16 protein-coding genes and 1 tRNA gene are annotated in these 20,422 nt (G+C 65.4%); 11 read left to right on the top strand and 6 right to left on the bottom strand.

Annotated elements, in window-relative coordinates:
- Positions 1–125 precede the first annotated feature (125 nt).
- Together SPMU_RS00630 and SPMU_RS00625 are read left to right on the top strand one after the other, a co-directional pair.
- The gene (locus SPMU_RS00630) at positions 126–644 is read left to right on the top strand and encodes a ubiquinol-cytochrome C chaperone family protein (protein WP_088330940.1); all 519 of its coding nucleotides are present in this window, start codon (positions 126–128) and stop codon (positions 642–644) included.
- Entirely contained in the window at positions 641–1,159 is a 519-nt protein-coding gene (locus SPMU_RS00625; protein WP_088330938.1) for a YceD family protein, read from the top strand. Before SPMU_RS00630 ends, SPMU_RS00625 begins: the two co-directional genes overlap by 4 nt.
- 293 nt (positions 1,160–1,452) lie before the next feature.
- On the opposite strand, the gene SPMU_RS00620 is transcribed toward SPMU_RS00625, so the two are convergent.
- Positions 1,453–1,887: a hypothetical protein gene (locus SPMU_RS00620; RefSeq protein ID WP_140418366.1), complete on the bottom strand. Its 435-nt coding sequence runs from the start codon at positions 1,885–1,887 to the stop codon at positions 1,453–1,455.
- 189 nt (positions 1,888–2,076) lie between these two features.
- A complete protein-coding gene (locus SPMU_RS00615; RefSeq protein WP_088330934.1) occupies positions 2,077–3,729 on the bottom strand; it encodes a thiamine pyrophosphate-binding protein in 1,653 nt (550 codons plus the stop codon).
- A 113-nt stretch (positions 3,730–3,842) separates the two neighbouring features.
- Here SPMU_RS00615 and SPMU_RS00610 point away from each other — a divergent pair, with 113 nt between their 5' ends.
- The 7 genes from SPMU_RS00610 (at position 3,843) to SPMU_RS00580 (ending at position 11,036) form a co-directional block, all read left to right on the top strand.
- On the top strand, positions 3,843–4,763 hold the full coding sequence (locus tag SPMU_RS00610; RefSeq protein ID WP_088333063.1) for an SMP-30/gluconolactonase/LRE family protein: 921 nt from the start codon (positions 3,843–3,845) through the stop codon (positions 4,761–4,763).
- Between the two features lie 156 nt (positions 4,764–4,919).
- Entirely contained in the window at positions 4,920–5,570 is a 651-nt protein-coding gene (locus tag SPMU_RS00605; RefSeq protein ID WP_088330932.1) for an HAD-IA family hydrolase, read from the top strand.
- 109 nt (positions 5,571–5,679) lie between these two features.
- Positions 5,680–6,387, top strand: a complete 708-nt coding sequence (locus SPMU_RS00600; RefSeq protein WP_088330930.1) for a CoA transferase subunit A — start codon at positions 5,680–5,682, stop codon at positions 6,385–6,387.
- Positions 6,387–7,043: a CoA transferase subunit B gene (locus SPMU_RS00595; RefSeq protein ID WP_088330928.1), complete on the top strand. Its 657-nt coding sequence runs from the start codon at positions 6,387–6,389 to the stop codon at positions 7,041–7,043. The genes SPMU_RS00600 and SPMU_RS00595 overlap by 1 nt, the downstream gene beginning before the upstream one ends.
- A 697-nt stretch (positions 7,044–7,740) precedes the next feature.
- A complete protein-coding gene (leuC, locus tag SPMU_RS00590; protein ID WP_088330926.1) occupies positions 7,741–9,171 on the top strand; it encodes a 3-isopropylmalate dehydratase large subunit in 1,431 nt (476 codons plus the stop codon).
- A gap of 262 nt (positions 9,172–9,433) precedes the next feature.
- A complete protein-coding gene (gene leuD / locus SPMU_RS00585; RefSeq protein ID WP_088330924.1) occupies positions 9,434–10,072 on the top strand; it encodes a 3-isopropylmalate dehydratase small subunit in 639 nt (212 codons plus the stop codon).
- On the top strand, positions 10,035–11,036 hold the full coding sequence (locus SPMU_RS00580) for an NADPH:quinone oxidoreductase family protein (RefSeq protein ID WP_088330922.1): 1,002 nt from the start codon (positions 10,035–10,037) through the stop codon (positions 11,034–11,036). The genes leuD and SPMU_RS00580 overlap by 38 nt, the downstream gene beginning before the upstream one ends.
- A gap of 183 nt (positions 11,037–11,219) precedes the next feature.
- Here SPMU_RS00580 and SPMU_RS00575 read toward each other — a convergent pair whose 3' ends face one another.
- Both SPMU_RS00575 and SPMU_RS17030 read right to left on the bottom strand, forming a co-directional pair.
- Positions 11,220–15,842 carry an NAD-glutamate dehydrogenase gene (locus tag SPMU_RS00575; RefSeq protein WP_088330920.1) on the bottom strand — a complete coding sequence of 1,541 codons (4,623 nt, stop codon included), beginning with the start codon at positions 15,840–15,842 and terminating at the stop codon, positions 11,220–11,222.
- Between the two features lie 59 nt (positions 15,843–15,901).
- Positions 15,902–16,723, bottom strand: coding sequence for a PAS domain-containing protein (locus SPMU_RS17030; RefSeq protein ID WP_211275681.1), 822 nt, complete (start codon positions 16,721–16,723; stop codon positions 15,902–15,904).
- Between the two features lie 139 nt (positions 16,724–16,862).
- Here SPMU_RS17030 and SPMU_RS00565 point away from each other — a divergent pair.
- Both SPMU_RS00565 and SPMU_RS00560 read left to right on the top strand, forming a co-directional pair.
- A tRNA-Thr gene (locus tag SPMU_RS00565) sits at positions 16,863–16,938 on the top strand.
- Positions 16,939–17,031: 93 nt separating this feature from the next.
- Positions 17,032–18,723: a site-specific integrase gene (locus SPMU_RS00560; protein WP_088330918.1), complete on the top strand. Its 1,692-nt coding sequence runs from the start codon at positions 17,032–17,034 to the stop codon at positions 18,721–18,723.
- A 19-nt stretch (positions 18,724–18,742) separates the two neighbouring features.
- Here the strand turns inward: SPMU_RS00560 and SPMU_RS17510 are convergent, their stop codons facing one another.
- Both SPMU_RS17510 and SPMU_RS16590 read right to left on the bottom strand, forming a co-directional pair.
- Complete coding sequence (locus SPMU_RS17510) at positions 18,743–19,408, bottom strand: tyrosine-type recombinase/integrase (protein ID WP_425442136.1); 666 nt, start codon at positions 19,406–19,408, stop codon at positions 18,743–18,745.
- 603 nt (positions 19,409–20,011) lie between these two features.
- The gene (locus tag SPMU_RS16590) at positions 20,012–20,311 is read right to left on the bottom strand and encodes a hypothetical protein (protein WP_140418365.1); all 300 of its coding nucleotides are present in this window, start codon (positions 20,309–20,311) and stop codon (positions 20,012–20,014) included.
- Positions 20,312–20,422: the final 111 nt, after the last annotated feature.

The following is a 20,422-nucleotide window of genomic DNA, read 5'->3' as shown; positions in this document are numbered from 1 at the left end:
GGCTACTCCGCAAAACTAGCGTGGGGCAAAAGGCGTGCGGCATACGGCGCGCCGTTGCGCCGCCGGCCAATCCCCTCAATATGCGGGGCTGACATTCGACACAAGCACGACAGGCAAACACGATCTTGGGACTATTTGAACGATTCCGTCGGCGCGATCGCGAAGCCGCGGCCCCGCTCTATGCCGCGGTTGTCGCAAAGGCGCGCGAGCCGCATTGGTATCTGGCGGGCGCCGTGCCGGACACGCTCGATGGCCGGTTCGACATGGTGGCAGCGGTGCTCGCGATGGTGATGCTGCGGATCGAGGCCGAGCCGGAGGGCGACATGGCCGCCGCCGCGCTGGCGACCGACCTCACCGAGCGGTTCGTCGACGACATGGACGCGCAGGTGCGACAGATCGGCTTCGGCGACATCGTGGTCGGCAAGCATGTCGGGCGCATGATGGGCATGCTCGGCGGGCGGCTCGGCGCTTATCGCACCGCGCTTCCCACGGGAGACCTCAGCGAGCCGCTGATCCGCAACCTGTGGCGCGGTGAGGCGCCGGCGCCCGAGGCGTCCTCCTATGTCAGCACGCAGCTTCAACGGTTCCACGCCGCATTGCGTGACCTGCCCTTGTCGGCATTGCGGGAAGGACGTCTCGCATGAACCCCGAATTCTCCCGTCCCATCCGCGTCGACACCATCGGTGAAGGCGAGCGCAGCGAGACGATCGAAGCCAATCAGACCGAGCGCGCCGCCCTTGCCGAGCGCTTCGGGCTGCTCAGCATCGAGCGGCTGACCGGCAGCTTCGTTCTGCACCGCGAGTCGGCGGGCATTTCCGTCACCGGCCGCGTCACCGCTGCCGCGACCCAGGCCTGCTCGATCTCCGGCGAGCCCCTGCCCGCAACGGTGAACGAGGACGCGCGCCTGCGCTTCGTCGACGATCTCGGCGGCGGCGAGGAGGTCGAGCTCGACGATGCGGATATCGACGTGCTCCCGCTCGAAGGCGCCGCCATCGATCTCGGCGAAGTCGCCGCCGAAACCCTGGTCCTGTCGCTCGATCCTTTCCCGCGCGGCCCCAATGCCGAGGCCACGCTAAAGGAGGCAGGCGTGCTGAGCGAAGGCGAAGCCGGCCCGTTCGGCGCCCTCGCCGGGCTGAAGGAGAAACTGGCAAAGAAGTAGCGCCGCCAGCCACCCGCCGTTCCCCGGAGGCGACCCGCCGCCCCACTCACCACGTCATCCCGGACTTGATCCGGGATCCATGGCTCCGCAAGCGGTGGCGCCTCTCAGGCGAGTGGCAGCGCCCATAGCCGGCCAGAGCCCCATCGCGTCCAACAAGACCGCGCGGCCACCTGCCCCCGGACAACCAACCATGCTGCTGATCGCCCCAGCGTCATATCAGCGGTGAGTCCGGCCCCACCCACGCCGGCATTCCGCCCTCGGTTCAGCATCTCTCGTGATGCAGGAGCTTCCGATTAGCGGCTAAGACGGTTAGCGATCACCACGTAGGATGCTGCAACTACCGCACCGACGGCTGCAAACACGGTGAGCTGGATCGCTGTCGTGCCAAGCATCTGCGGGCTTGCCAAAGGCGCGAGGATCATACCCATGACCGCCCCCGCCAACATGCAGATGCCATTAGCTGCTGCGCTCCCACGGCGGGTGACGGGCCATAAAAGCGATAGAACAAGTCCCGCACTCGGCAGCGCAATCATAAACACGCTCAACCATAACAGCACGGCCATCGTCACCAGCCAGGTGAGCCCAAGGAAGTGACCGCCAGGTGCGGTGCTCAGTGCTATGGTCCAAATCAACGCAAATACTGTTGAGCCAAGCATCGCCGCTCCGAGCACGGCTAAAGCATGATGGCCGAAGCGCCGCGGCTGAACATCCTGGGTCACGCCTGCCAAATAGGCGCCATGAGTTAATGGGCCGTTATCCCAGGTCCAACACCGGACGCTTCGCTGTCTTCCCCGCCATGCCGCAACATGGTGCTTCAAAAGGCAGCAATCAGTCCGCTCGGAAAAGTGGATAGTCCGTCACGATCGGGCTAGGCTGCGGCAAGCCGGACGGTCGAAACATTAGGCTGCGCGATCCACCTACCCCTTCTTTCGAATCGCGCTCAGCGTCGTGCCAGCCGTGATCTGCTCCACGTCGGTCTTCAGGTGGAGCAGGCGAACGCCCTTCTCCCCCGCCGCGCGCGCCAGCGCCGGGGCGAAGTCGTCCGTCCGCTCCACCGTCTCGGACCAGGCACCAAACGCACGGGCGAGCAGCGCAAAATCGGGATTGACCAAGCGGGTCGCCGATTGGCGCTCCGGAAACTCGCGCTCCTGGTGCATGCGGATCGTGCCATACGCCCCGTTATCCACCACGATCACCAGCATGTCGCAGCCGTGCTGGATCGCCGTCGCCAGCTCCTGCCCGTTCATCAGGAAGTCGCCGTCGCCGGCCACCGCGACGACCATCCGCTCCGGCCGGCGAAGCGACGCAGCCACCGCCGCCGGCACGCCATAGCCCATCGCGCCGGCGGTCGGCGCCAGCTGCGTGCCCGGCCCGGCATAGCGCCAATAGCGATGCCACCAGCCGGAAAAATTGCCCGCCCCGTTGCAGATGATCGTATCGCCCGGCAGCGCCGCGCGCATCGCCATCACGCAGGGGCCAAGGTCCAGCGCCACGCCCGGCCGCTCGCTCGGCGTTGCCCACGCGCAATATGCGTCATGCGCCTCCAGATCGTACGATCGGCTCGGCCCGTCGACCAGCGCCAGCGCCTCGCCGAACTCCGCCATGGAGGCACAGATCGCTAGATCGGTGCGATAGGTCATGCCAAGCTCGGCTGGGTCGGGATGAACATGCACCAGCCGCTGCCCGGGATGCTCGGGCGTGATCAGCTTATAGCCGTCTGTCGTCGCCTCACCCAGTCGCGCGCCAAGCACCAGCAGCAGGTCAGCCGCCTTCACCCGCTCCACCAGCGCCGGATTGGGGCCATAGCCAAGGTTGCCGGCATAGGCCGGGCAGTCGTTGGGCACGGCATCCTGCCGCCGGAACGCGGCGACCAGCGGCACGCCCGCGCGGTCGCCCCAGGCGGCGATGTCCTGCCCCGCTGCGGCATCCCAGCCAGCGCCGCCGATGATCGCCACCGGCCGCTCGGCCGTCGCCAGCAGGTCAGCGAGCTGCTCCATCACGTCGGGATCGGGCGCCTGCCCCACCCGCTCCACGCGCGGGCGGTCGATCGCCGCCACCTCGTCGAGCAGCATGTCCTCGGGCAGCGCCAGCACCACCGGCCCCGGCCGCCCGTACATCGCCGTGGCGTAAGCCCGCGCGACATATTCCGGGATACGCCGCGCATCGTCGATCCGCGCCGCCCATTTGGCGATCGGGCCGAACATGGCGGCGAAGTCCACCTCCTGAAACGCCTCGCGGTCACGCGTGCCCCGGTCCACATCGCCGATGAAGAGGATCATCGGCTGCGAATCCTGCCGAGCGACATGGACGCCGATCGCGGCGTTGGTAGCCCCCGGCCCACGCGTGACGAACGCCACGCCCGGCCGATGCGTCAGCGCACCATCGGCGCAGGCCATGAACGCGACGCCGCCTTCCTGCCGGCAGGTGACCACGTCGATCGCGGGCACGTCGACCAGCGCATCGAGCACGGCGAGGAAGCTTTCCCCCGGCACGGTGAAGATACGGTCGCAGCCTTGTGCGACGAGCTGATCGACCAGAATGCGGCCGCCGGTGCGGGTGGGTGTCTCCATGCCGCAATGTGTAGAGCGGCGGAGCGGCAAGGCAAACCACCATCGCTCGGCCCCACTTGCTAAGCCGATCGCCTTAGACGATCCTCCGCCGTAAGAAATCGATGGAGAGGATCATGGCGAACTTTGAGCTGGTCACCGACGGGCTGCGCTTTCCCGAAGGCCCGGTGATGATGCCCGACGGTAGCATCATGCTGGTCGAGATCGAGCCCGGCCGCATCACCCGCGTGACACCCGATGGCCGTAAGGAAACGGTGGCGGAGCCCGGCGGCGGCCCCAACGGCTTGGCGCTCGGCCCCGATGGCATGCTCTATTGCTGCAACAACGGCGGCTTTGACTGGAACGAGAGCAACGGCATGCTCGCCCCCGGCGGTATCGCCAGCAACTATTCGGGCGGCCGCATCGAGCGGATCGATCCCGCCACGGGCAAGGTCGAGGTGCTGTACCGATCGGGCGACCACGGCTGCGTGCTGCGCGGCCCCAACGATCTGGTGTTCGATGCGCATGGCGGCTTCTGGTTCACCGATCACGGCAAGATGGATCATCACAAGCGCGTCCACGACGTGGTCGGCATCTTCTATGCCAAGGCCGACGGAAGCTATCTGGAGGAAGTCGTCTTCCCCTCCAACAATCCCAATGGCTGCGGCCTCTCGCCCGACGGCAAATGGCTGTACGCCGCCGAAACCTACACCTGCCGGCTGATGAAGTTCGCCGTCACCGCCCCGGGCAAGGTGGATGCGACAGCCGGCGTCGGCGGCCCCGGCATCCCGGTCTATCGCCCCGCCGGCTGGAAGTTCTTCGATTCGCTGGCCGTCGAGGCGTCGGGCAACGTCTGCGTCGCCACCATCGGCGAACCCGGCATCAGCGTGATCTCGCCCGATGGCGAGCTGGTCGAATTCGTCGCCACCGACGATATCTTCACCACCAACATCTGCTTCGGCGGCGATGACATGCAGGACGCCTATCTCACCCTCTCGGGCACCGGCCGTCTGGTAAAGACCCGCTGGAACCGGCCCGGTTTGAAGCTCGAATACTGAGCCTTTCACACGTGTCAGGCCGGCTTCGTGCCGGCAACCGCCACGCTGCATCTCCGGGGATCGTCGCGATCGCGGCGCGGCTGGTGTCGGCCCGCCCAGCATGACGCAGCCGGCAACCACGTTTGCCTTACAAGCGATCCCCGTTAAGGACGCCTAATGCGCGATACCGTTATTTTCGACTTTGGTGGCGTGGTCACCTCCTCCCCCTTCGAAGCTTTCAACCGGATGGAGCGCGAGCGCGGGCTGCCGCACGATCTGGTGCGCCAGATCAACGCGACCGATCCGGACAGCAACGCCTGGGCGCTCTTCGAACGGGCCGAGATCGACGCCGCCGGCTTTGACAGCAAGTTCGCGGAGGAAGCACGCGCGCTCGGCCATGAGCTGCGCGGCGAGGATGTCCTGGCGCTCCTGTCGGGCGACATCCGCCCGCGCATGGTCCACGCGCTCGATTGGCTGAAGACCAACGGCTACCGCCTCGGCTGCATCACCAACAACGTGCCCGCGGGCGAAGGCGCCGGCATGTCGCGCAGCGCCGAAAAGGCCGCCAAGGTCGCCGAGGTGATGGCGCGCTTCGACCATGTGATCGAATCAAGCAAGATCGGCATCCGCAAGCCCGATCCGCGCATCTACGAGCTGATGCTCACCACGCTGGGCAAGCAGCCGGCGCAGTGCGTGTATCTCGATGACCTCGGCATCAACTGCAAGCCCGCCGCCGCACTCGGCATGCACGCGATCAAGGTGACGGGCGAGGCGCAGGCGCTTTATGCGCTGGCCGATGCGCTCGGCGTAGAGCGCGGCACCTTCTGATCCCTTGCCGCGCATCCGATCGGCTGGGGCGCACGCGTCCGGCTGATCGGTTGCCCCCATCGCGCGTCCTCGCTACCTCGTATCGTTCGATACGACAGAAGGCGCACGCATGAACAAGCTTTATCCGGACGCCGCAGGGGCGCTCGATGGCCTGCTGCACGATGGCATGATGATCTGCGCCGGCGGCTTCGGCCTGTGCGGCATTCCGGAGCGGTTGATCGACGCAATCCAGGCCGCCGGCGTCAAGGACCTGACGATCGCCAGCAACAACGCCGGCGTCGATGGCGAGGGGCTCGGCAAGCTGCTGCGCACCCGCCAGGTGAAGAAGATGATCTCCTCCTACGTGGGCGAGAACAAGGAATTCGAGCGCCAGTATCTCGCCGGCGAGCTGGAGGTGGAGTTCTGTCCGCAAGGCACGCTCGCGGAGCGCTGCCGCGCGGGCGGCGCCGGCATCCCGGGCTTTTACACCAAGACGGGCGTCGGCACTTTGGTGGCCGAGGGCAAGGAAGTGAAGGTGTTCGACGGCGAGGAATATATCCTCGAACGCGGCATCCGCGCCGACCTCAGCATCATCAAGGGTTGGAAGGCGGACGAGAGCGGCAACCTCATCTTCCGCAAGACCGCGCGCAACTTCAACCAGCCAATGGCGACCGCCGGCAGGATCTGCGTGGCGGAGGTCGAGGAAGTCGTCCCCGTCGGCAGCCTCGATCCCGATGCGATCCACCTGCCCGGCATCTACGTGAAGCGCCTGATCGTCGGCGCGCCGTACAACAAGAAGATCGAATTCCGCACCACGCGTGCGCGGGAGAACGCGTGATGACTGAGCAGACCAAGGGCTGGGACCGTAACCAGATGGCCGCCCGCGCCGCCAAGGAGCTGCGCGACGGGTATTACGTGAACCTCGGCATCGGCATCCCGACGCTGGTGGCGAACAACATCCCCGCGGGCATGACCGTCACGCTGCAAAGCGAGAACGGCATGCTCGGCATCGGCCCGTTCCCGTATGAGGGCGAGGAAGATCCCGACCTCATCAACGCCGGCAAGCAGACGATCAGCGAGCTGCCCAGCAGCGCCTACTTCGGCTCTGACCAAAGCTTCGCCATGATCCGCGGCGGCCACATCGACTTGACCGTGCTTGGCGCCATGGAAGTCGCCGAAAACGGCGACATCGCCAATTGGATGATCCCGGGCAAGATGATCAAGGGCATGGGCGGCGCGATGGACCTCGTCGCCGGCGTGAAGAAGATCATCGTCGTCATGGAGCATGTGGCCAAGGACGGCAGCCCCAAGTTCATCCCCGCCTGCACGCTCCCGCTGACCGGCAAGAACGTCGTCGACATGATCGTCACCGACTTGGCCGTCTTCCAGCGCCCCGATCACCAAAGCGCCTTCCGCCTGGTAGAACTGGCGCCCGGCGTGACCGTGGAAGAGATCGCCGCCAAGACCACCGCGTCCTACGAGGTCGCCCTCTAACAACCCCGCACCGCACGCCGCTCAAACGAGCGGTGCGGCACCCTCGCCCTCCCGTCATGCCGGCCCTGTGCCGGCATCCAGCCCTCCGCCAGTCCAACCAGCGTCGAGTGCGCGGACAGCTGGATGCCAGGACCAGCCCGGCGTGACGAACAAAGCGCAGCCCAATGCGTCACCCCACCCGAACGTCTGCGCCCAAGCTCCGCAAAACTGACGAACAGCCGTATAGCCCCTCACCCGTCACCCCGGCCCCGCGCCGGGGTTTCAACGTCCGACACACGCTAACGGGTGGGCGACACGGCACGTTCTCCCCGCTCGTCATGCCGGCCCTGTGCCGGCATCCAGCCCTCCGCCAGTCCAACCACCTTAGAGTGCGCGGACAGCTGGATGCCAGGACCAGCCCGGCATGACGACAAAAGTGTGGCTCTCGCCCCGTCATCCCGGCCCTGCGCCGGGATCCAACCAGCCGCGCACACTGACCCTCAAGAAGTCCTCCCCTCTCCACACCCGTCATGCCGGCCCTGTGCCGGCATCCAGCCCTTCCCGACTCCTACCGACGTAGGACGCACAAACCGCGTCTCCACCCAACAAGCCGACACCACACGGGATCGAACCGCCCCTCGCCCGCGCAATCTTTGTGCCGCCAACCAGCTTCTACTCTTCCATTTATTGCGCCACCTCGTCTAAGGCGCCGCACATCATGGCCAGTCGTCCGCTTACCCTCTACGAAAAGGTCTGGGCCGCCCACGTCGTCGAACGTCGCGACGATGGCACCTGCCTGATCTATATCGATCGCCACCTCGTGCATGAGGTCACCAGCCCGCAGGCGTTCGAGGGGCTTCGCGCCGCCGGTCGCCGCGTGCGCCGGCCGGACCTGACGCTTGCCGTCCCCGATCACAACCTGCCGACCACCCCGCGCGTCGATGCGGACGGTCGCGAGCTGCCGATCGCCGACAAGGAAAGCGCAACGCAGTTGTCGGCGCTGCGCCAGAATGTCGCGGAATTCGGCGTGCCCTATATCGATGCGCTCGCCGCCGAGCAGGGCATCGTCCATGTCGTCGGACCCGAACAGGGCTTCACCCTGCCCGGCACCACGGTGGTCTGCGGCGACAGCCACACCTCGGCCCATGGCGCGCTCGGCGCATTGGCCTTCGGCATCGGCACCAGCGAGGTCGAGCATGTGCTCGCCACGCAGACGTTGCTGCTCAGCCCGTCCAAGACGATGGAAGTGCGCGTCGAGGGCAATCTTGGCTTCGGCGTCACGCCCAAGGACGTGATCCTCGCCATCATCGGCCGCATCGGCGCGGCCGGCGGCACCGGCTATGTCATCGAATATACCGGCAACGTCATCCGCGAGATGTCGATCGAGGGTCGGCTGACCGTCGCCAACATGTCGATCGAGGCGGGCGCGCGCGCCGGCATGATCGCACCGGACGACACGACGTTCGCCTACATCAAGGATCGCCCGATGGCGCCCAAGGGCGCGGATTGGGACAAGGCCGTCGCCTGGTGGCGCACGCTCGCCACCGATCCCGGCGCCGCTTATGACCGCACGGTCGTGATCGACGCCGCCGAAATCTCCCCGGCGCTCACCTGGGGCACCAGTCCCGAGGACGTGGTGTCGATCACTGGCACCGTGCCCGAGCCGGACAGCTTCTCCGACGCCTCCAAGCGCGAAGCGGCAAAGAAGTCGCTCGAATATATGGGACTGACGCCGGGCACCCGGCTGCAGGACGTGCCGGTGCAGCATGTCTTCATCGGTTCGTGCACCAACAGCCGGATCGAGGATCTGCGCGCCGCTGCCGCCGTGGCAGAGGGGCGCCGCGTCGCTGACGGCGTGCGTGCGATGGTCGTCCCCGGATCGGGCCTCGTGAAGCGGCAGGCAGAGGCGGAGGGGCTCGACCGCATCTTCACCACGGCCGGCTTCGAATGGCGCGAGCCCGGCTGCTCGATGTGCCTTGCCATGAACCCGGACAAGGTGCCGCCGGGCGAGCGCTGCGCCTCCACCTCGAACCGCAATTTCGTCGGTCGGCAGGGCCCCGGCGCCCGCACGCACCTCCTATCTCCCGCGATGGCAGCAGCGGCGGCGGTGACCGGGCACCTGGCGGATGTTCGTGAGTTGATGCGCTAGGCGACCCACGCTCTTTTCTTCCCGGAAATGAGCCGCAATCGTGTTGGACGAAGACATTGCTTTCGGGCGCCGTTACAGGGGCCTACCGCTAAGCCCCGGCACGCGCCGGGGAAGACGCTAGAACGAAGAGCGTAAAGGGACCCACCATGAAGAAGGTTTTCGTGCTGCTGATCGCAGGCTCCCTGCTGAGCGGCGTCGCCGCCTATGCCGCGACCGAGCCGGCAGCATCTGCGGCTGTGGCGATGACGGTGGGGCAGCGCTGATGCAGCCAGTGCGCGCGGTATCGGGCAAGGCCTATCCCTGGGGTGCGAAGAACGTCGACACCGACGTCATCATCCCGGCGCATTGGCTGAAGACGATCACGCGCGCCAGCCTTGGCCGCGGGGCATTCCAGACGGTGCGCGCGCAGCCCGGCAATATCTTTGACGATCCCGCTTATGCCGGCAGCCCGATCCTCATCGCTGGCGACAATTTCGGCTGCGGCTCCAGCCGCGAACATGCCGCCTGGGCGCTGGGCGACATGGGCATCAAGGCGGTGATCGCGCCCAGCTTCTCCGACATCTTTTCGGGTAACGCGTTCAAGAACGGGATCGTACCCGTTGTTCTGCCGCAAGAGGCCGTGGACCGGCTGATCGAGGTTGCCCAAGGCTCCAACGGCTCGGACGAGATCACCATCGATCTCGAGACGATGACCGTCACCACGCCCTTCCAGGATCGCTTCACCTTCACGCTGGACGCATTCCGCCGACAATGCCTGATGGAGGGGCTGGACGAGGTCGGCCTGACGCTGGCAAGGGATACCGCGATTTCGAATTACGAGGCGATGCTGGATCAGCATCGCCCGTGGATCGCGGGAGAGAGCAATGCGAGGACTGTTGTCGAGGGCGCCGGGCGGACCTGAAACGCTGGAGATCGGGGAGCTTCCCGATCCCGTGGCCAAGCCGGGTGAAGTGGTCGTCGCGGTGAAGGCCTGCGCGATCAACTATCCCGACGTGCTGATCATCCAGGACAAATATCAGTTCAAGCCGTCGCGCCCCTTCGCGCCGGGCGGCGAAGTGTCGGGCGTGGTCGAGAGCGTCGGCGAAGGCGTAACGGCGTGGAAGCCGGGCGACCGCGTGATGGGCAATACCGGCAATGGCGGCCTCGTCGAAAAGATCGCCATGAAGGCGGACAACATCTACGCAATCCCGGACGAACGCTCGTTCGAGGAAGGCGCCGCGATGCTGCTGACCTACGGCACCACGATCCACGCGCTGGTCGACCGCGGCAATATCAAGGCCGGCGAAACCCTGCTGGTGCTCGGTGCGGCCGGTGGCGTGGGCCTCGCCGCCGTGGAACTGGGCAAGGCATTCGGTGCGCGCGTCGTCGGCGCGGTGTCGAGCGAGGAAAAAGCGCAGGCGGTGCGCGATGCCGGCGCCGATGATGTCATCATCTACGGCCGCGCGCCTTTCTCGAAGGACGAGAGCAAGGCGCTGGCCGATACCTTCAAGGAGAAGGCCGGGAAGAACGGCTTCGACCTCGTCTATGATGCGGTTGGCGGTGATTATGCCGAGCCCGCGCTTCGCTCGATCGCCTGGGAGGGCCGCTATCTCGTGATCGGCTTCCCCGCCGGCATCCCCAAGATCGCGCTGAACCTGACGCTGCTGAAAAGCTGCGACATCCGCGGCGTCTTCTGGGGCGCCCATGCCGCGCGCGAACCGGAGAAGAACCGCGCCAGTATCCGGCAGCTGTTCGATCTGTGGCGCCAGGGCAAGATCGCGCCCAAGGTGACCGAGGTGTTCCCGTTCGATCGCGGCGGCGATGCCATCGCCAAGATGGAAGGCCGCGCGGCGATCGGCAAATTGGTGGTCCGCGTCGCGGATTGACGACGGGGTGCCGGGCTCGTCCCGGCACCTCGTTTGGCTTGCTGGCCAGCCACGTCCCGGACGAGGCCGATCTTCGCCCCAGACAGGCCGATCTTCGCCGACAAGAGGCCACCTAGCTATCGCGGACGGCCATCGAACCGGTGGCGAAAACAGCCCCTCCCGATCAGGAGGGGCTGTTTTGTATCACCGCCCCAGCAGCATCCGCGCCTGGTTCGCCACCTGCGCCAGCATCGCCGCCGACGGGCTGGTCGCCTGCCGCGCACGGCTGATTACCGCGGCAAACCGCGCCACGGGCGCCTCGTTCTCGGCCAGCCAGGCGTCAATCGCGGCCGTGGAGTCGCGCGGCTCCTCGCGGGCCAGGAAGTCGAGCCGCATCTGCTCGAAATCACGCACCAGCCCCGCCACCAGCAGCCGCTCCCACGGGTCGGATGGCTCCAGCCGCGCCGCTGCGGCTTGCGCCCAATCTAGCCCCAGCGCCTCACCGAGCCGCGTATAAGCACGCGTCAGTTCGGTCTCATCGGTGCGTGACTTGGCGCTAAGGTCAACAAGGCCGATCGCGCCGTCCATCTCGTGCAACCGCACCACTCGCGCCGCCAGCGATTCAGGCGCTCCCGCCAGCGCCAACGACTGAGCCATGCGCGCGCTTTCCGCCCGCGCCTCCTGCAACAGCAGGTCGCTCGCCTGCCCTTGCAGCTTGGCTACCCCGGTGCCGATCCGCTCCAGCACGTCGCCCGGCATCGTGCCCGGCGCCACGACGCGAAGAAGATCGGCGACTTGCGAGCGGACCGCACGCGCCACGCCGTCGAACAGGGCGATACGCCCGTCTTCGGACATGTTTCCCGTCTCGATGTCACGCCACAAAGTGCCCAGATCGAACAGCCGTTCGACCACCACGAACATCGCCGCAACGTCGCCCAGCGCAGCGCCCTCTTCCTCGGCCAGCTCGAACGGATTGAGGATCCCGATGCGGTTGACGATTCGGTTCGCGAGCTTGGTGGCGACGATCTCGCCCCGCAGCTGGTGATGATCGATCGCCTCGCCGAACCGTGCCTGCATTTCCGCTGGGAAAGCAGCACGCAAATCAGGCTGCAACAGCGGGTCCGCCCCTAGGCCCGCCGCTTCGATCGCGTCTTGCAGCGCGAGCTTCGCGGTGGACAGCAGGACCGCCAGTTCGGGTCGTGTGAGCCCACTACCCTCAGCGACGCGGCGCAGCAAATCCTCATTGCCCGCCAGACCTTCGACGCGGCGATCAAGGCGGCCTGCGGCCTCGAAGATCTCGATCGCTCGCACGAAGCTCGGAACCGCGCGTACGCCGCCGCGCTCGGCGATCGACAATGCCAATGTCTGGAGGCGGTTATCCTCCAGCACCAGATGCGCGACATCGTCGGTCATCGCGCCCAGCAGGACATTGCGGTCGTCGAACGAGAGCCGCCCTTCCGCCATTTCCCGGTTCAGCGCGATCTTGATGTTCACTTCATTGTCGGAGCAATCGACGCCGGCCGAATTGTCGATAAAATCAGTGTTGATCCGGCCACCTTTGGCCGCAAACGCGATGCGTGCGGCCTGGGTGACGCCCAAATTGGCCCCCTCCCCGATCGCGGTCGCGCGCATGTCCTCCGCATCGATGCGCAGCCGGTCGTTGGCAGGATCACCAACTGCGGCATTGTTCTCCGACGCAGCCTTCACGTACGTGCCGATGCCACCGAACCACACGAGGTCCACCGGCGCCTTCAGGATCGCGGAGATCAGGGCACCGGGCTCCATCTCGTCGGCGATGATCCCGAGCGCCGCTTTCACCTGAGGCGTCAGCCGGATCGTCTTTGCGCTGCGCGGGAAGACGCCGCCGCCGGCCGAGATGAGGCCCTTGTCATAATCTTCCCAGCTCGACCGCGGCAGGGCGAACAGCCGCGCACGTTCCGCCCAGCTCTTTGACGGATCGGGATTGGGATCGAGGAAGATGTGCCGGTGATCAAAGGCCGCGACGATCTTCAGCGTCTGCGACAGCAGCATGCCGTTTCCGAACACGTCGCCCGACATGTCGCCACAGCCGACAACGCGGATCACGTCCTTCTGCACGTCCACGCCGCGCTCGGCGAAATGGCGCTGCACGGAGACCCAGGCGCCCTTGGCGGTGATGCCCATCGCCTTGTGGTCATAACCCTGCGAGCCGCCACTGGCGAAAGCATCGCCCAGCCAGAAGCCACGTTCCAGCGCAATGGCGTTGGCAACATCGCTGAAGGTCGCGGTGCCCTTGTCGGCGGCGACGACGAAATAGGGGTCCTCGCCATCGTGGACGCGTACGCCCTGCGGATGCACGACCTTGCCGCCGGCGATGTTGTCCGTGATCGACAGCAACGTGCGGATGAAGATGCGGTAGCTCTCCGTTCCCTCGGCAAGCCAAGCATCGCGATCGGTGGCGGGGTTGGGCAATTGTTTGGGGTAAAAGCCGCCCTTCGCACCTGTCGGCACGATCACCGCATTCTTGACGCGCTGCGCCTTCATGAGCCCGAGGATCTCGGTACGGAAGTCGTCGCGCCGGTCCGACCAGCGCAGGCCGCCACGCGCCACCGGGCCCGCCCGCAAGTGAATGCCCTCGACCCGCGGGGAATAGACCCACACTTCGCGCCACGGCAGCGGCGCCGGCAGGCCGGGAATGCGGCTGCTATCGAGCTTGAACGCGAGCGCTTCCGCGGCAGATGGCGCGAAAGCGTTGGTGCGCAGCGTTGCGGCAATCACGGCCTTGAACGCGCGCAGGATGCGATCATCGTCGATCGCCGTCACGGCATCGAGCCCGGCGGCGATTTCCGCGTCGATCGCGACCACGTCGCCCGTGGCGCTGGGATCGTGCGCCAAGGTAAAGCGCTCGATCAACGCCTTGGCCAGCACCGGTGCACGGCCAAGCGCCTCGGCAACGGTGCCCAGCCCATAGGTCAGCCCCGCCTGGCGCAGGTAGCGGAACCAGGCACGGTACAGCAGGACTGCAGCAGGCGTCAGGCCTGCCACCAGCATCAAACGGTTGAAGGGGTCGTTCTCGGCGGAGCCCTTGAGCACCGCTGCGATGGCGTCTTCCAGCACCTCCCGATCGATGTTCGCCACATCGCCCTGCGGCTGCACGATGAAATCGTGAACAAAGCTGTCGCTATCTTCGCGCAGGCGGGTGGGAAGTTCGCCAATTACGCGATAGCCAAAGTTCTCCAGCACGGGCACGGCTTCGGACAGCGCGAGCGCGCCGTGCGACTTGTAGATTTTCAGCCGGTGGTCGGCACCCGGCGCTGGCGGATAGATGTGCACGGCACGGTCGCCCGCGTCGGCCAGTTCCGACACCCGCAGCACGTCCTCCGCCGCTTCTTCCGCGGTGGATACATTGCGATAATTCGGCGGGAATGCACCGGCCCAGCGGATCGCCAACCGTGCCGCGCGCGCCGGTGCGATACGATCTGCCAGGGCGGCTTCGACGTCCCGCTCCCAACCGCGCACCATCTTTTCCAGCCGCGCGTCCAGCGGTCCGACCTCGGGCAACACCCCGGATTGACGCAGATCGATGGTGTAGCGGATCAACGCGACCCGGCCGTCTTCCAGCGCGATCGACCAGTTCAGGATGCTGCCGTTCGCCGCTTCGGCCAGCATGTCGCCGATCGCGACGCGCCGCGTTGTCGACACGTCATCGCGCGGCAGCCAAACGAATGCGAACAGGTGCCGCGCCAGCGCCGAGCGGACAAGCACCAGCTTGGGCCTGGGGCGATCGGCAAGACTCATCGCGGTCAGCGCCAGATCCTCGACCGCCTCCGCAGAGACGGCGGTGACCAGATCATGCGGCAGCGTCCCCATCGCATGGGTGAGCGCCTTGCCGGTATGGCCGGCCGGATCGAAGCTCAGCTTGGCCTCGAGATCCGCGAGGCGCTGGCGCAACACCGGCACGCTGCGCGGCGGCGCCTTGAGCGCGGCGGACGTCCACAGGCCGGCATGGATCGACAATCCCGCAACCAAGGCGCCGCGGCGGATCGGCACCACTACCAGGTCCAGCGGCACACGGCGGTGCACCGGCGAAATCAGGCTCGACTTGAGCAGCAACGGCCCCGGCTTGCCGCTGCCGAAATACTCCAGCGCCAGCCGGCGGGAGCGCTCGGCCAGCAGCGGCGGCTCCTGCGCATTGCGGCCAATGCCAAGCGGCTCGCCATCAATGGTGCCGTCAGCCATCCAGCGCTCGTGGCCGAGCAGCGTGAAGTGGCGATCAAGGAACCAACGCATCAGCGCGGCGCCTTCATGATCGCCGCCGGTATCTTCAATGCTGCCGGCATCGGCCGCGAGCGTGGCCTGCATCCGCCGCCAATCGGCGACTGCCGCGCGCACATTGGCGAGATCGCTGATCAACGCGTCGATGAGCTCTCGCCGGTCGCGCGCATCTGCACGCTCCGTTTCGATATAGATCATCGATTCGGGGGAGCCGCCTTCCCCTACCCCTTCGAGGACACCGTCGGCATCACGCCGCACCGGCACCACCGGATGGATGATCCGATCGATCGCAATGTCATGATCGCCGATGGCACCTGCGATCGAATCCACCAGAAAGGGCATGTCGTCGTTGACGATCGCCAGCCGCATGCGCCGCTGCGGCCCTTCCCCCGGTAGCGTCTCCAGGGCGATCGCCACTGTTCCGGGAGCCCGGACCTGCGCCGTGGTCGCGAGGAAAGCGGCGGCCTCGACCTGCTCCTCCGCCCCGAAACCGTGCAATTCACCCGGCAGAGCACCTTGAGTCAGCCGGTCAGCGAGCGCTTGTGTCAGCGCCTTCATCGAAGTTTTCGACATGGCGGAGCCTATGCGCCGGTGCGGCGCGAGGCTCAACCCTTGTTTCCGATGCAACTATCTCAGGAAAGCGCCGCTGCGGCGCGGGCGGCCATCTCGTGCTCGTCCGGGAGCGCGCCGATAATATCGAACATGCCGTCGCCGCGCCCCTCGGCGAGAAGGACCACGCGTTGCCCGGCGCTGGCTGGCACATCAAGCGCCAGCGTGGCAATCGGCGCGCGGCGAGCAATTCCCGCCCCACCGTCATCGTCACGTGACGCGCTCGGGCCGTCCGCCCAGACGGAGGGCGCAGCCTCCACCCGGGGCTGGCTGCGCACTGCGGCGGCGAGTTCGGCGTCCAGCTGAGCTTGTTCGGCCGGGCCGACGATCTCCTTCCAGTTGATCACGCCATAAACGTGATCGATGACGTCGCCGTTGGACGAAAAAGGCATCAATATGCCGCGGTAAAGCGTGTTGTGCCCCCGCGTACCGACGAACTCGGCCTCGAAGCCGATCGGCGCCCGATTCGCGATGATCTGAAGATATTGGTCCGTCAGGCGCGACAGCAAGGATCGCGCGGGCACCTGAGAGATACGGGAGATCTGCTGATCCACCCCGCATTCTTCGCACAGCGCCTCGCCAATCGCGCTGATCGCCGGATCGTCCATGCCGCCAGTGAAATCCAGCAGCACGCCATGTGCCTGAAAGTCGGTCGGAGCCGCCGATTTCAGATCCTCGATCGCCGGGTAAGAGCGGCCCCTCAGCAGAGACACCCAGTGATTATACGCGCGAACGTGCATGCGCCGCTCGTCACTGCCGATCACCTTTGTTGCCTCGCCGATGCCTCCCTCAGTCGGGTCGCTCCCCCGGTCGGCGCGTGCTCCATCGAAGCCGCGAGTATCCATGATGTTCGTCCTTTGGAGCTCATGCCCGGATCGGCTCTTGCCACCGGCGTGGTAAAGAGGGGGTAAACTTGAGAACTGCTTGCGCCGCGCAAAAACGCCTGCTAGGCGCCCCGCTCCAGCGCGCTCACCAGAGCGCCGTGCCGCTTTAGCTCAGCTGGTAGAGCATCGCATTCGTAATGCGGGGGTCACAGGTTCGAGTCCTGTAAGCGGCACCACCCTTCCCTAACGACCTCAGTTCTCACGAGAACGGCAGTTTTCTGTCCTTTTCGCGTCCTGGAGGTACGTGGAGGAGGTACAAGAAATCTGCTATGGCGATGCTCGTGAAGCACATCCTACGCCACCCCTCGGGCCGTGTCAGTTTTCGCCGTCAGTATCCGCCCGAGCTTCGGCAGTTTATCGCGGGTCCGGGAGCGAGTGGGCCTACCGTTCTCAAGGTGTCGCTAGGCAAGGAAGGCTCTCCTGGCTTCCTGAGCCGCTATGAGGCCGCCCAGAACCGGTGGGAAGCCACGGTTTCCCTTGCTCGACGGCAAGCGCTCGGGGACTACGATGCGATTGACGCGCCGTTGATAGCCGAGGTCGTCGAGACTTACCGGGCGGCGGAGCTTAACGCCGACAGCATGCGCCGGTGGGATCGCGAGGCTAAGGACCGAGCTCTTCAGGTAGGCGAAGCAATGGAAAGGGCCGGCATCGCCCTCCCCCCGACCACGACCGACCGCGCGGGCCACTGGACGCGCAGTGTTAGAGTAGCGGCGAGCGTTGTTGCGGAGGCGGGGCGGGCACTTCGCGCGAACGGAGACCTTGAGGGCATTGTCGAAGTTTGGCGCACTACCGCAATCGCCACGGCAGAGAAGCGAGGACGCCTCATCGACACCCGAGCCCCCGCATTCGAGCGGCTGTGCGTCGCTCTTAATGACGCAGCCGTTTCCGTCCACGAGGATATGCTGCGCCGCTTGGATGGGGAGTTCGTCCCCACACCATCAGAACCATCGCCAAGGCCCGCAGGTAGCCCCCCCGACCGCCTGAGGGCCCCAGGGTCCCGTGTGCCGCTCCTCTCGCTGTATGACGCCTATGCAGCCGCTAACGAGGGGATGACGGCCGGCGTTCGCGATGAGTGGCGGAAGTATATCGAGCGGTTGATTGACTTCCTTGGCCACGATGACGCTGCCAGGCTGACGGCCGACAATCTCCGGGCTTGGCGAGACAAGCTCCTTGCGGAGCCGACTAGGCAAGGCAAGCAGCGGAGCCCCGTGACAGTCCGGGACAAGTACATCACGGCCGTCCGGGCAGCGCTTGGATACGCCGTGGACGAGGGACTACTAAACGAGAACGTCGCGTCAGCTGTGAAGGTGAAGCAGCCGAAGCGTGTCAAACTGCGCGAGCGCTCCTTCACGCCCGTTGAGGCCCAGGCGATCCTTACCGCTGCATTGGCGCCCCCGCCTGCCCGGATGTCCACCGAACACGCAAGGGCTCGCCGCTGGGTCCCGTGGTTGTGTGCTTACACGGGAGCTAGAGTGGGTGAGATAGCCCAGCTACGCGGAGAGGACGTCCAGGAGCTGGAGGGCGTGTGGTGCCTCCGGATCACCCCTGAGGCGGGAAGAGTGAAGACGAAAGAGGCGCGGATTGTCCCAGTACATTCGCACCTGATCGCCCAAGGCTTCCTCGACATCGTTCGGGCGAACGGAGCGGGACCTTTGTTCTATGACCCTTCTCGACAACGCGTCGCGAGCGAGAGCAACCGCCATGTTAAGAAGGTAGGCGAACGGCTGGCCGAATGGGTCAGGGTCGACGTCGGCATCACCGATCTTGGGCTCCAGCCGAACCACGGATGGCGCCATCTCTTCAAATCCACATCCTACGCGGTGGGGATGGAGGAGCGCATGGCGGACGCCATCCAGGGCCATTCGGCAGGGACGACAGGTCGCAAGTATGGCGCCCCTCCGATTGGCGCGAAGGCCGATGCTATCGCCTTACTCCCACGCTTTCAGGTCCCCGGCGTCTGAGACCGGGAGAACATCCAAGTCAGCTCTGGCTTTCGCGTCGGAGGACGTGCTGAGGCTCCCAGAACTTGAACCCGTGCAAGCCCGCACGGCGGAGTGTGGTCGCCCAAACCCATTGCAGTCGGTCCACCGGCATGACGAATATACGATAGCCTCGGCGGGGCACCGTACGGAGCGCGTCGGCCGCTATGGGACTGAGGGGTAGGCTTTGGACGACGGGACCATCAGCTCGTTGCCTGATGTGAAGCACGGATTGCTCCAGGTCGACGTCACGCCACTGTAATGCAGAGACTGCCCCGCGCCGCAAGCCGGTTTCGACCGCCACGATGACCAAGGCACGTAGCATTGGCCGTCCCTCCAGAGCCGCGTACAGCCTTGTTGCCTCGTCATCGGTCAATCTACGGGAGGGATCGTTCAAGTTTATTCCTACGGCAGGATTATCCTTCAGCTTCACTCCAAGTTCGCAACGGGCCAGCTCGATCGAAAGCCGGATCAAACGAAGGTCGTTTTGAACTGTCGATAGCTTTACGCTCTTCAGGCGCTCCTCACACCATCGCCTAATCACCGTGCGACTGAGACTGGATACTTTCAGCTTGCCAATAGAACTATTCCGGACAGTTTGCACACCCCTGCTTCCAATACCGTGAGGCCTTTTCACGAAGAATCCTATAGCATCCGACAACGTCATGATCGACGGGCTAATTTTCTTGCTAGAGCATAGCGCTGTATTGTTCATACGGTTACCCTTCACGCTTTCGTTTATTCTTATAGTTGCAGAACTAAGATTGTGGAGATTTTGTTAAATAACTATTGCGTAATACATTCCACAAATGGGGATATATTACGATTGTGGAGTAACTTGCATTATGCTTGCCGTGTCGGGAACTTATTGATAGTAGGAGTTTGCCACGGGGTGTCGCGTAATCTCGGCGACAAAGGGCGTTAGAGGAAATACGATGGTTGATGAGGGGGCGCTGATAAACTTGGCGGAAGGTCGGGCAACAATGATTGGAGACGGGGTCTTTGTTGTCTTTCAAGACAGCGACGAGGGTCTCCAGAATGTTGTCCTGACCCGGAGTGACTTAGAGGCACTCTTGGCGACGACTTAGAGGATCGATAGCCCCGGCGAGCTGCAACTAGGCCGGGATGATCGGGAGACGGGCGGAAGGACCACGCACCGTCAAAGAGGAGGGCTCCGGACTCAACCGGGGCCCTTTTCGTTTGCGTGAGATGGAAGATGAAAAGAAACCCCCAAGGCCGCGCTAGGCAGCTCAAGGGGGCAGTGGGGCAACTAGATGGAGCTTGGCGCCGCCTGGCTTGCTGCCAGTTCGTCGAGGAGCTCCTCAGCGGTCTTGACGGCCTTCTCGGCTTTCACGGTCGGGCGGTGCTTGGTGAAGTCGAGGATGAGCCGTGCGGCAGCAACCTTGTCCTTAGAAGCGATCGGAGACCGGAGCACCGTCATCGCCACGGTCAGCGCCTCAACGGCCCTGGGGTCGTCGGGCAAGTGATGGCGCTCGCCTAGCTTCGTCATGATGCGGTTGATGCCCGGCTGCTGCGCGGCCTGGTGGGCCTCGTGCTGCGCTACGGTCATCCGTCTGGGCACCCCAAAAGGCTTGCCGCCCCTGTGGCTCCTACGGCGGGCATTGAGCGCCTTTGAGTACGCGGAGCGCTCCTGGGGCGTCATGTCGGCCCAAGGCCCCCT

Origin of the sequence: Sphingomonas mucosissima (genome assembly GCF_002197665.1) — a bacterium.
Taxonomy (GTDB): domain Bacteria; phylum Pseudomonadota; class Alphaproteobacteria; order Sphingomonadales; family Sphingomonadaceae; genus Sphingomonas; species Sphingomonas mucosissima.
Note: the sequence above shows the minus strand (reverse complement) of the source record. Positions and strands in the feature narration are given on the sequence as shown.

What these genes read in the sequence shown, in the direction of transcription:
- SPMU_RS00625 (WP_088330938.1), top strand. Translation starts at nt 641, where the DNA reads ATGAACCCCGAATTCTCCCGTCCCATCCGCGTCGACACCATCGGTGAA.
- SPMU_RS00615 (WP_088330934.1), bottom strand. Translation starts at nt 3,729, where the DNA reads ATGGAGACACCCACCCGCACCGGCGGCCGCATTCTGGTCGATCAGCTC.
- SPMU_RS00610 (WP_088333063.1), top strand. Translation starts at nt 3,843, where the DNA reads ATGGCGAACTTTGAGCTGGTCACCGACGGGCTGCGCTTTCCCGAAGGC.
- SPMU_RS00605 (WP_088330932.1), top strand. Translation starts at nt 4,920, where the DNA reads ATGCGCGATACCGTTATTTTCGACTTTGGTGGCGTGGTCACCTCCTCC.
- SPMU_RS00600 (WP_088330930.1), top strand. Translation starts at nt 5,680, where the DNA reads ATGAACAAGCTTTATCCGGACGCCGCAGGGGCGCTCGATGGCCTGCTG.
- SPMU_RS00595 (WP_088330928.1), top strand. Translation starts at nt 6,387, where the DNA reads ATGACTGAGCAGACCAAGGGCTGGGACCGTAACCAGATGGCCGCCCGC.
- leuC (WP_088330926.1), top strand. Translation starts at nt 7,741, where the DNA reads ATGGCCAGTCGTCCGCTTACCCTCTACGAAAAGGTCTGGGCCGCCCAC.
- leuD (WP_088330924.1), top strand. Translation starts at nt 9,434, where the DNA reads ATGCAGCCAGTGCGCGCGGTATCGGGCAAGGCCTATCCCTGGGGTGCG.
- SPMU_RS00580 (WP_088330922.1), top strand. Translation starts at nt 10,035, where the DNA reads ATGCGAGGACTGTTGTCGAGGGCGCCGGGCGGACCTGAAACGCTGGAG.
- SPMU_RS00575 (WP_088330920.1), bottom strand. Translation starts at nt 15,842, where the DNA reads ATGTCGAAAACTTCGATGAAGGCGCTGACACAAGCGCTCGCTGACCGG.
- SPMU_RS17030 (WP_211275681.1), bottom strand. Translation starts at nt 16,723, where the DNA reads ATGGATACTCGCGGCTTCGATGGAGCACGCGCCGACCGGGGGAGCGAC.
- SPMU_RS00560 (WP_088330918.1), top strand. Translation starts at nt 17,032, where the DNA reads ATGGCGATGCTCGTGAAGCACATCCTACGCCACCCCTCGGGCCGTGTC.
- SPMU_RS17510 (WP_425442136.1), bottom strand. Translation starts at nt 19,408, where the DNA reads ATGACGTTGTCGGATGCTATAGGATTCTTCGTGAAAAGGCCTCACGGT.
- SPMU_RS16590 (WP_140418365.1), bottom strand. Translation starts at nt 20,311, where the DNA reads ATGACCGTAGCGCAGCACGAGGCCCACCAGGCCGCGCAGCAGCCGGGC.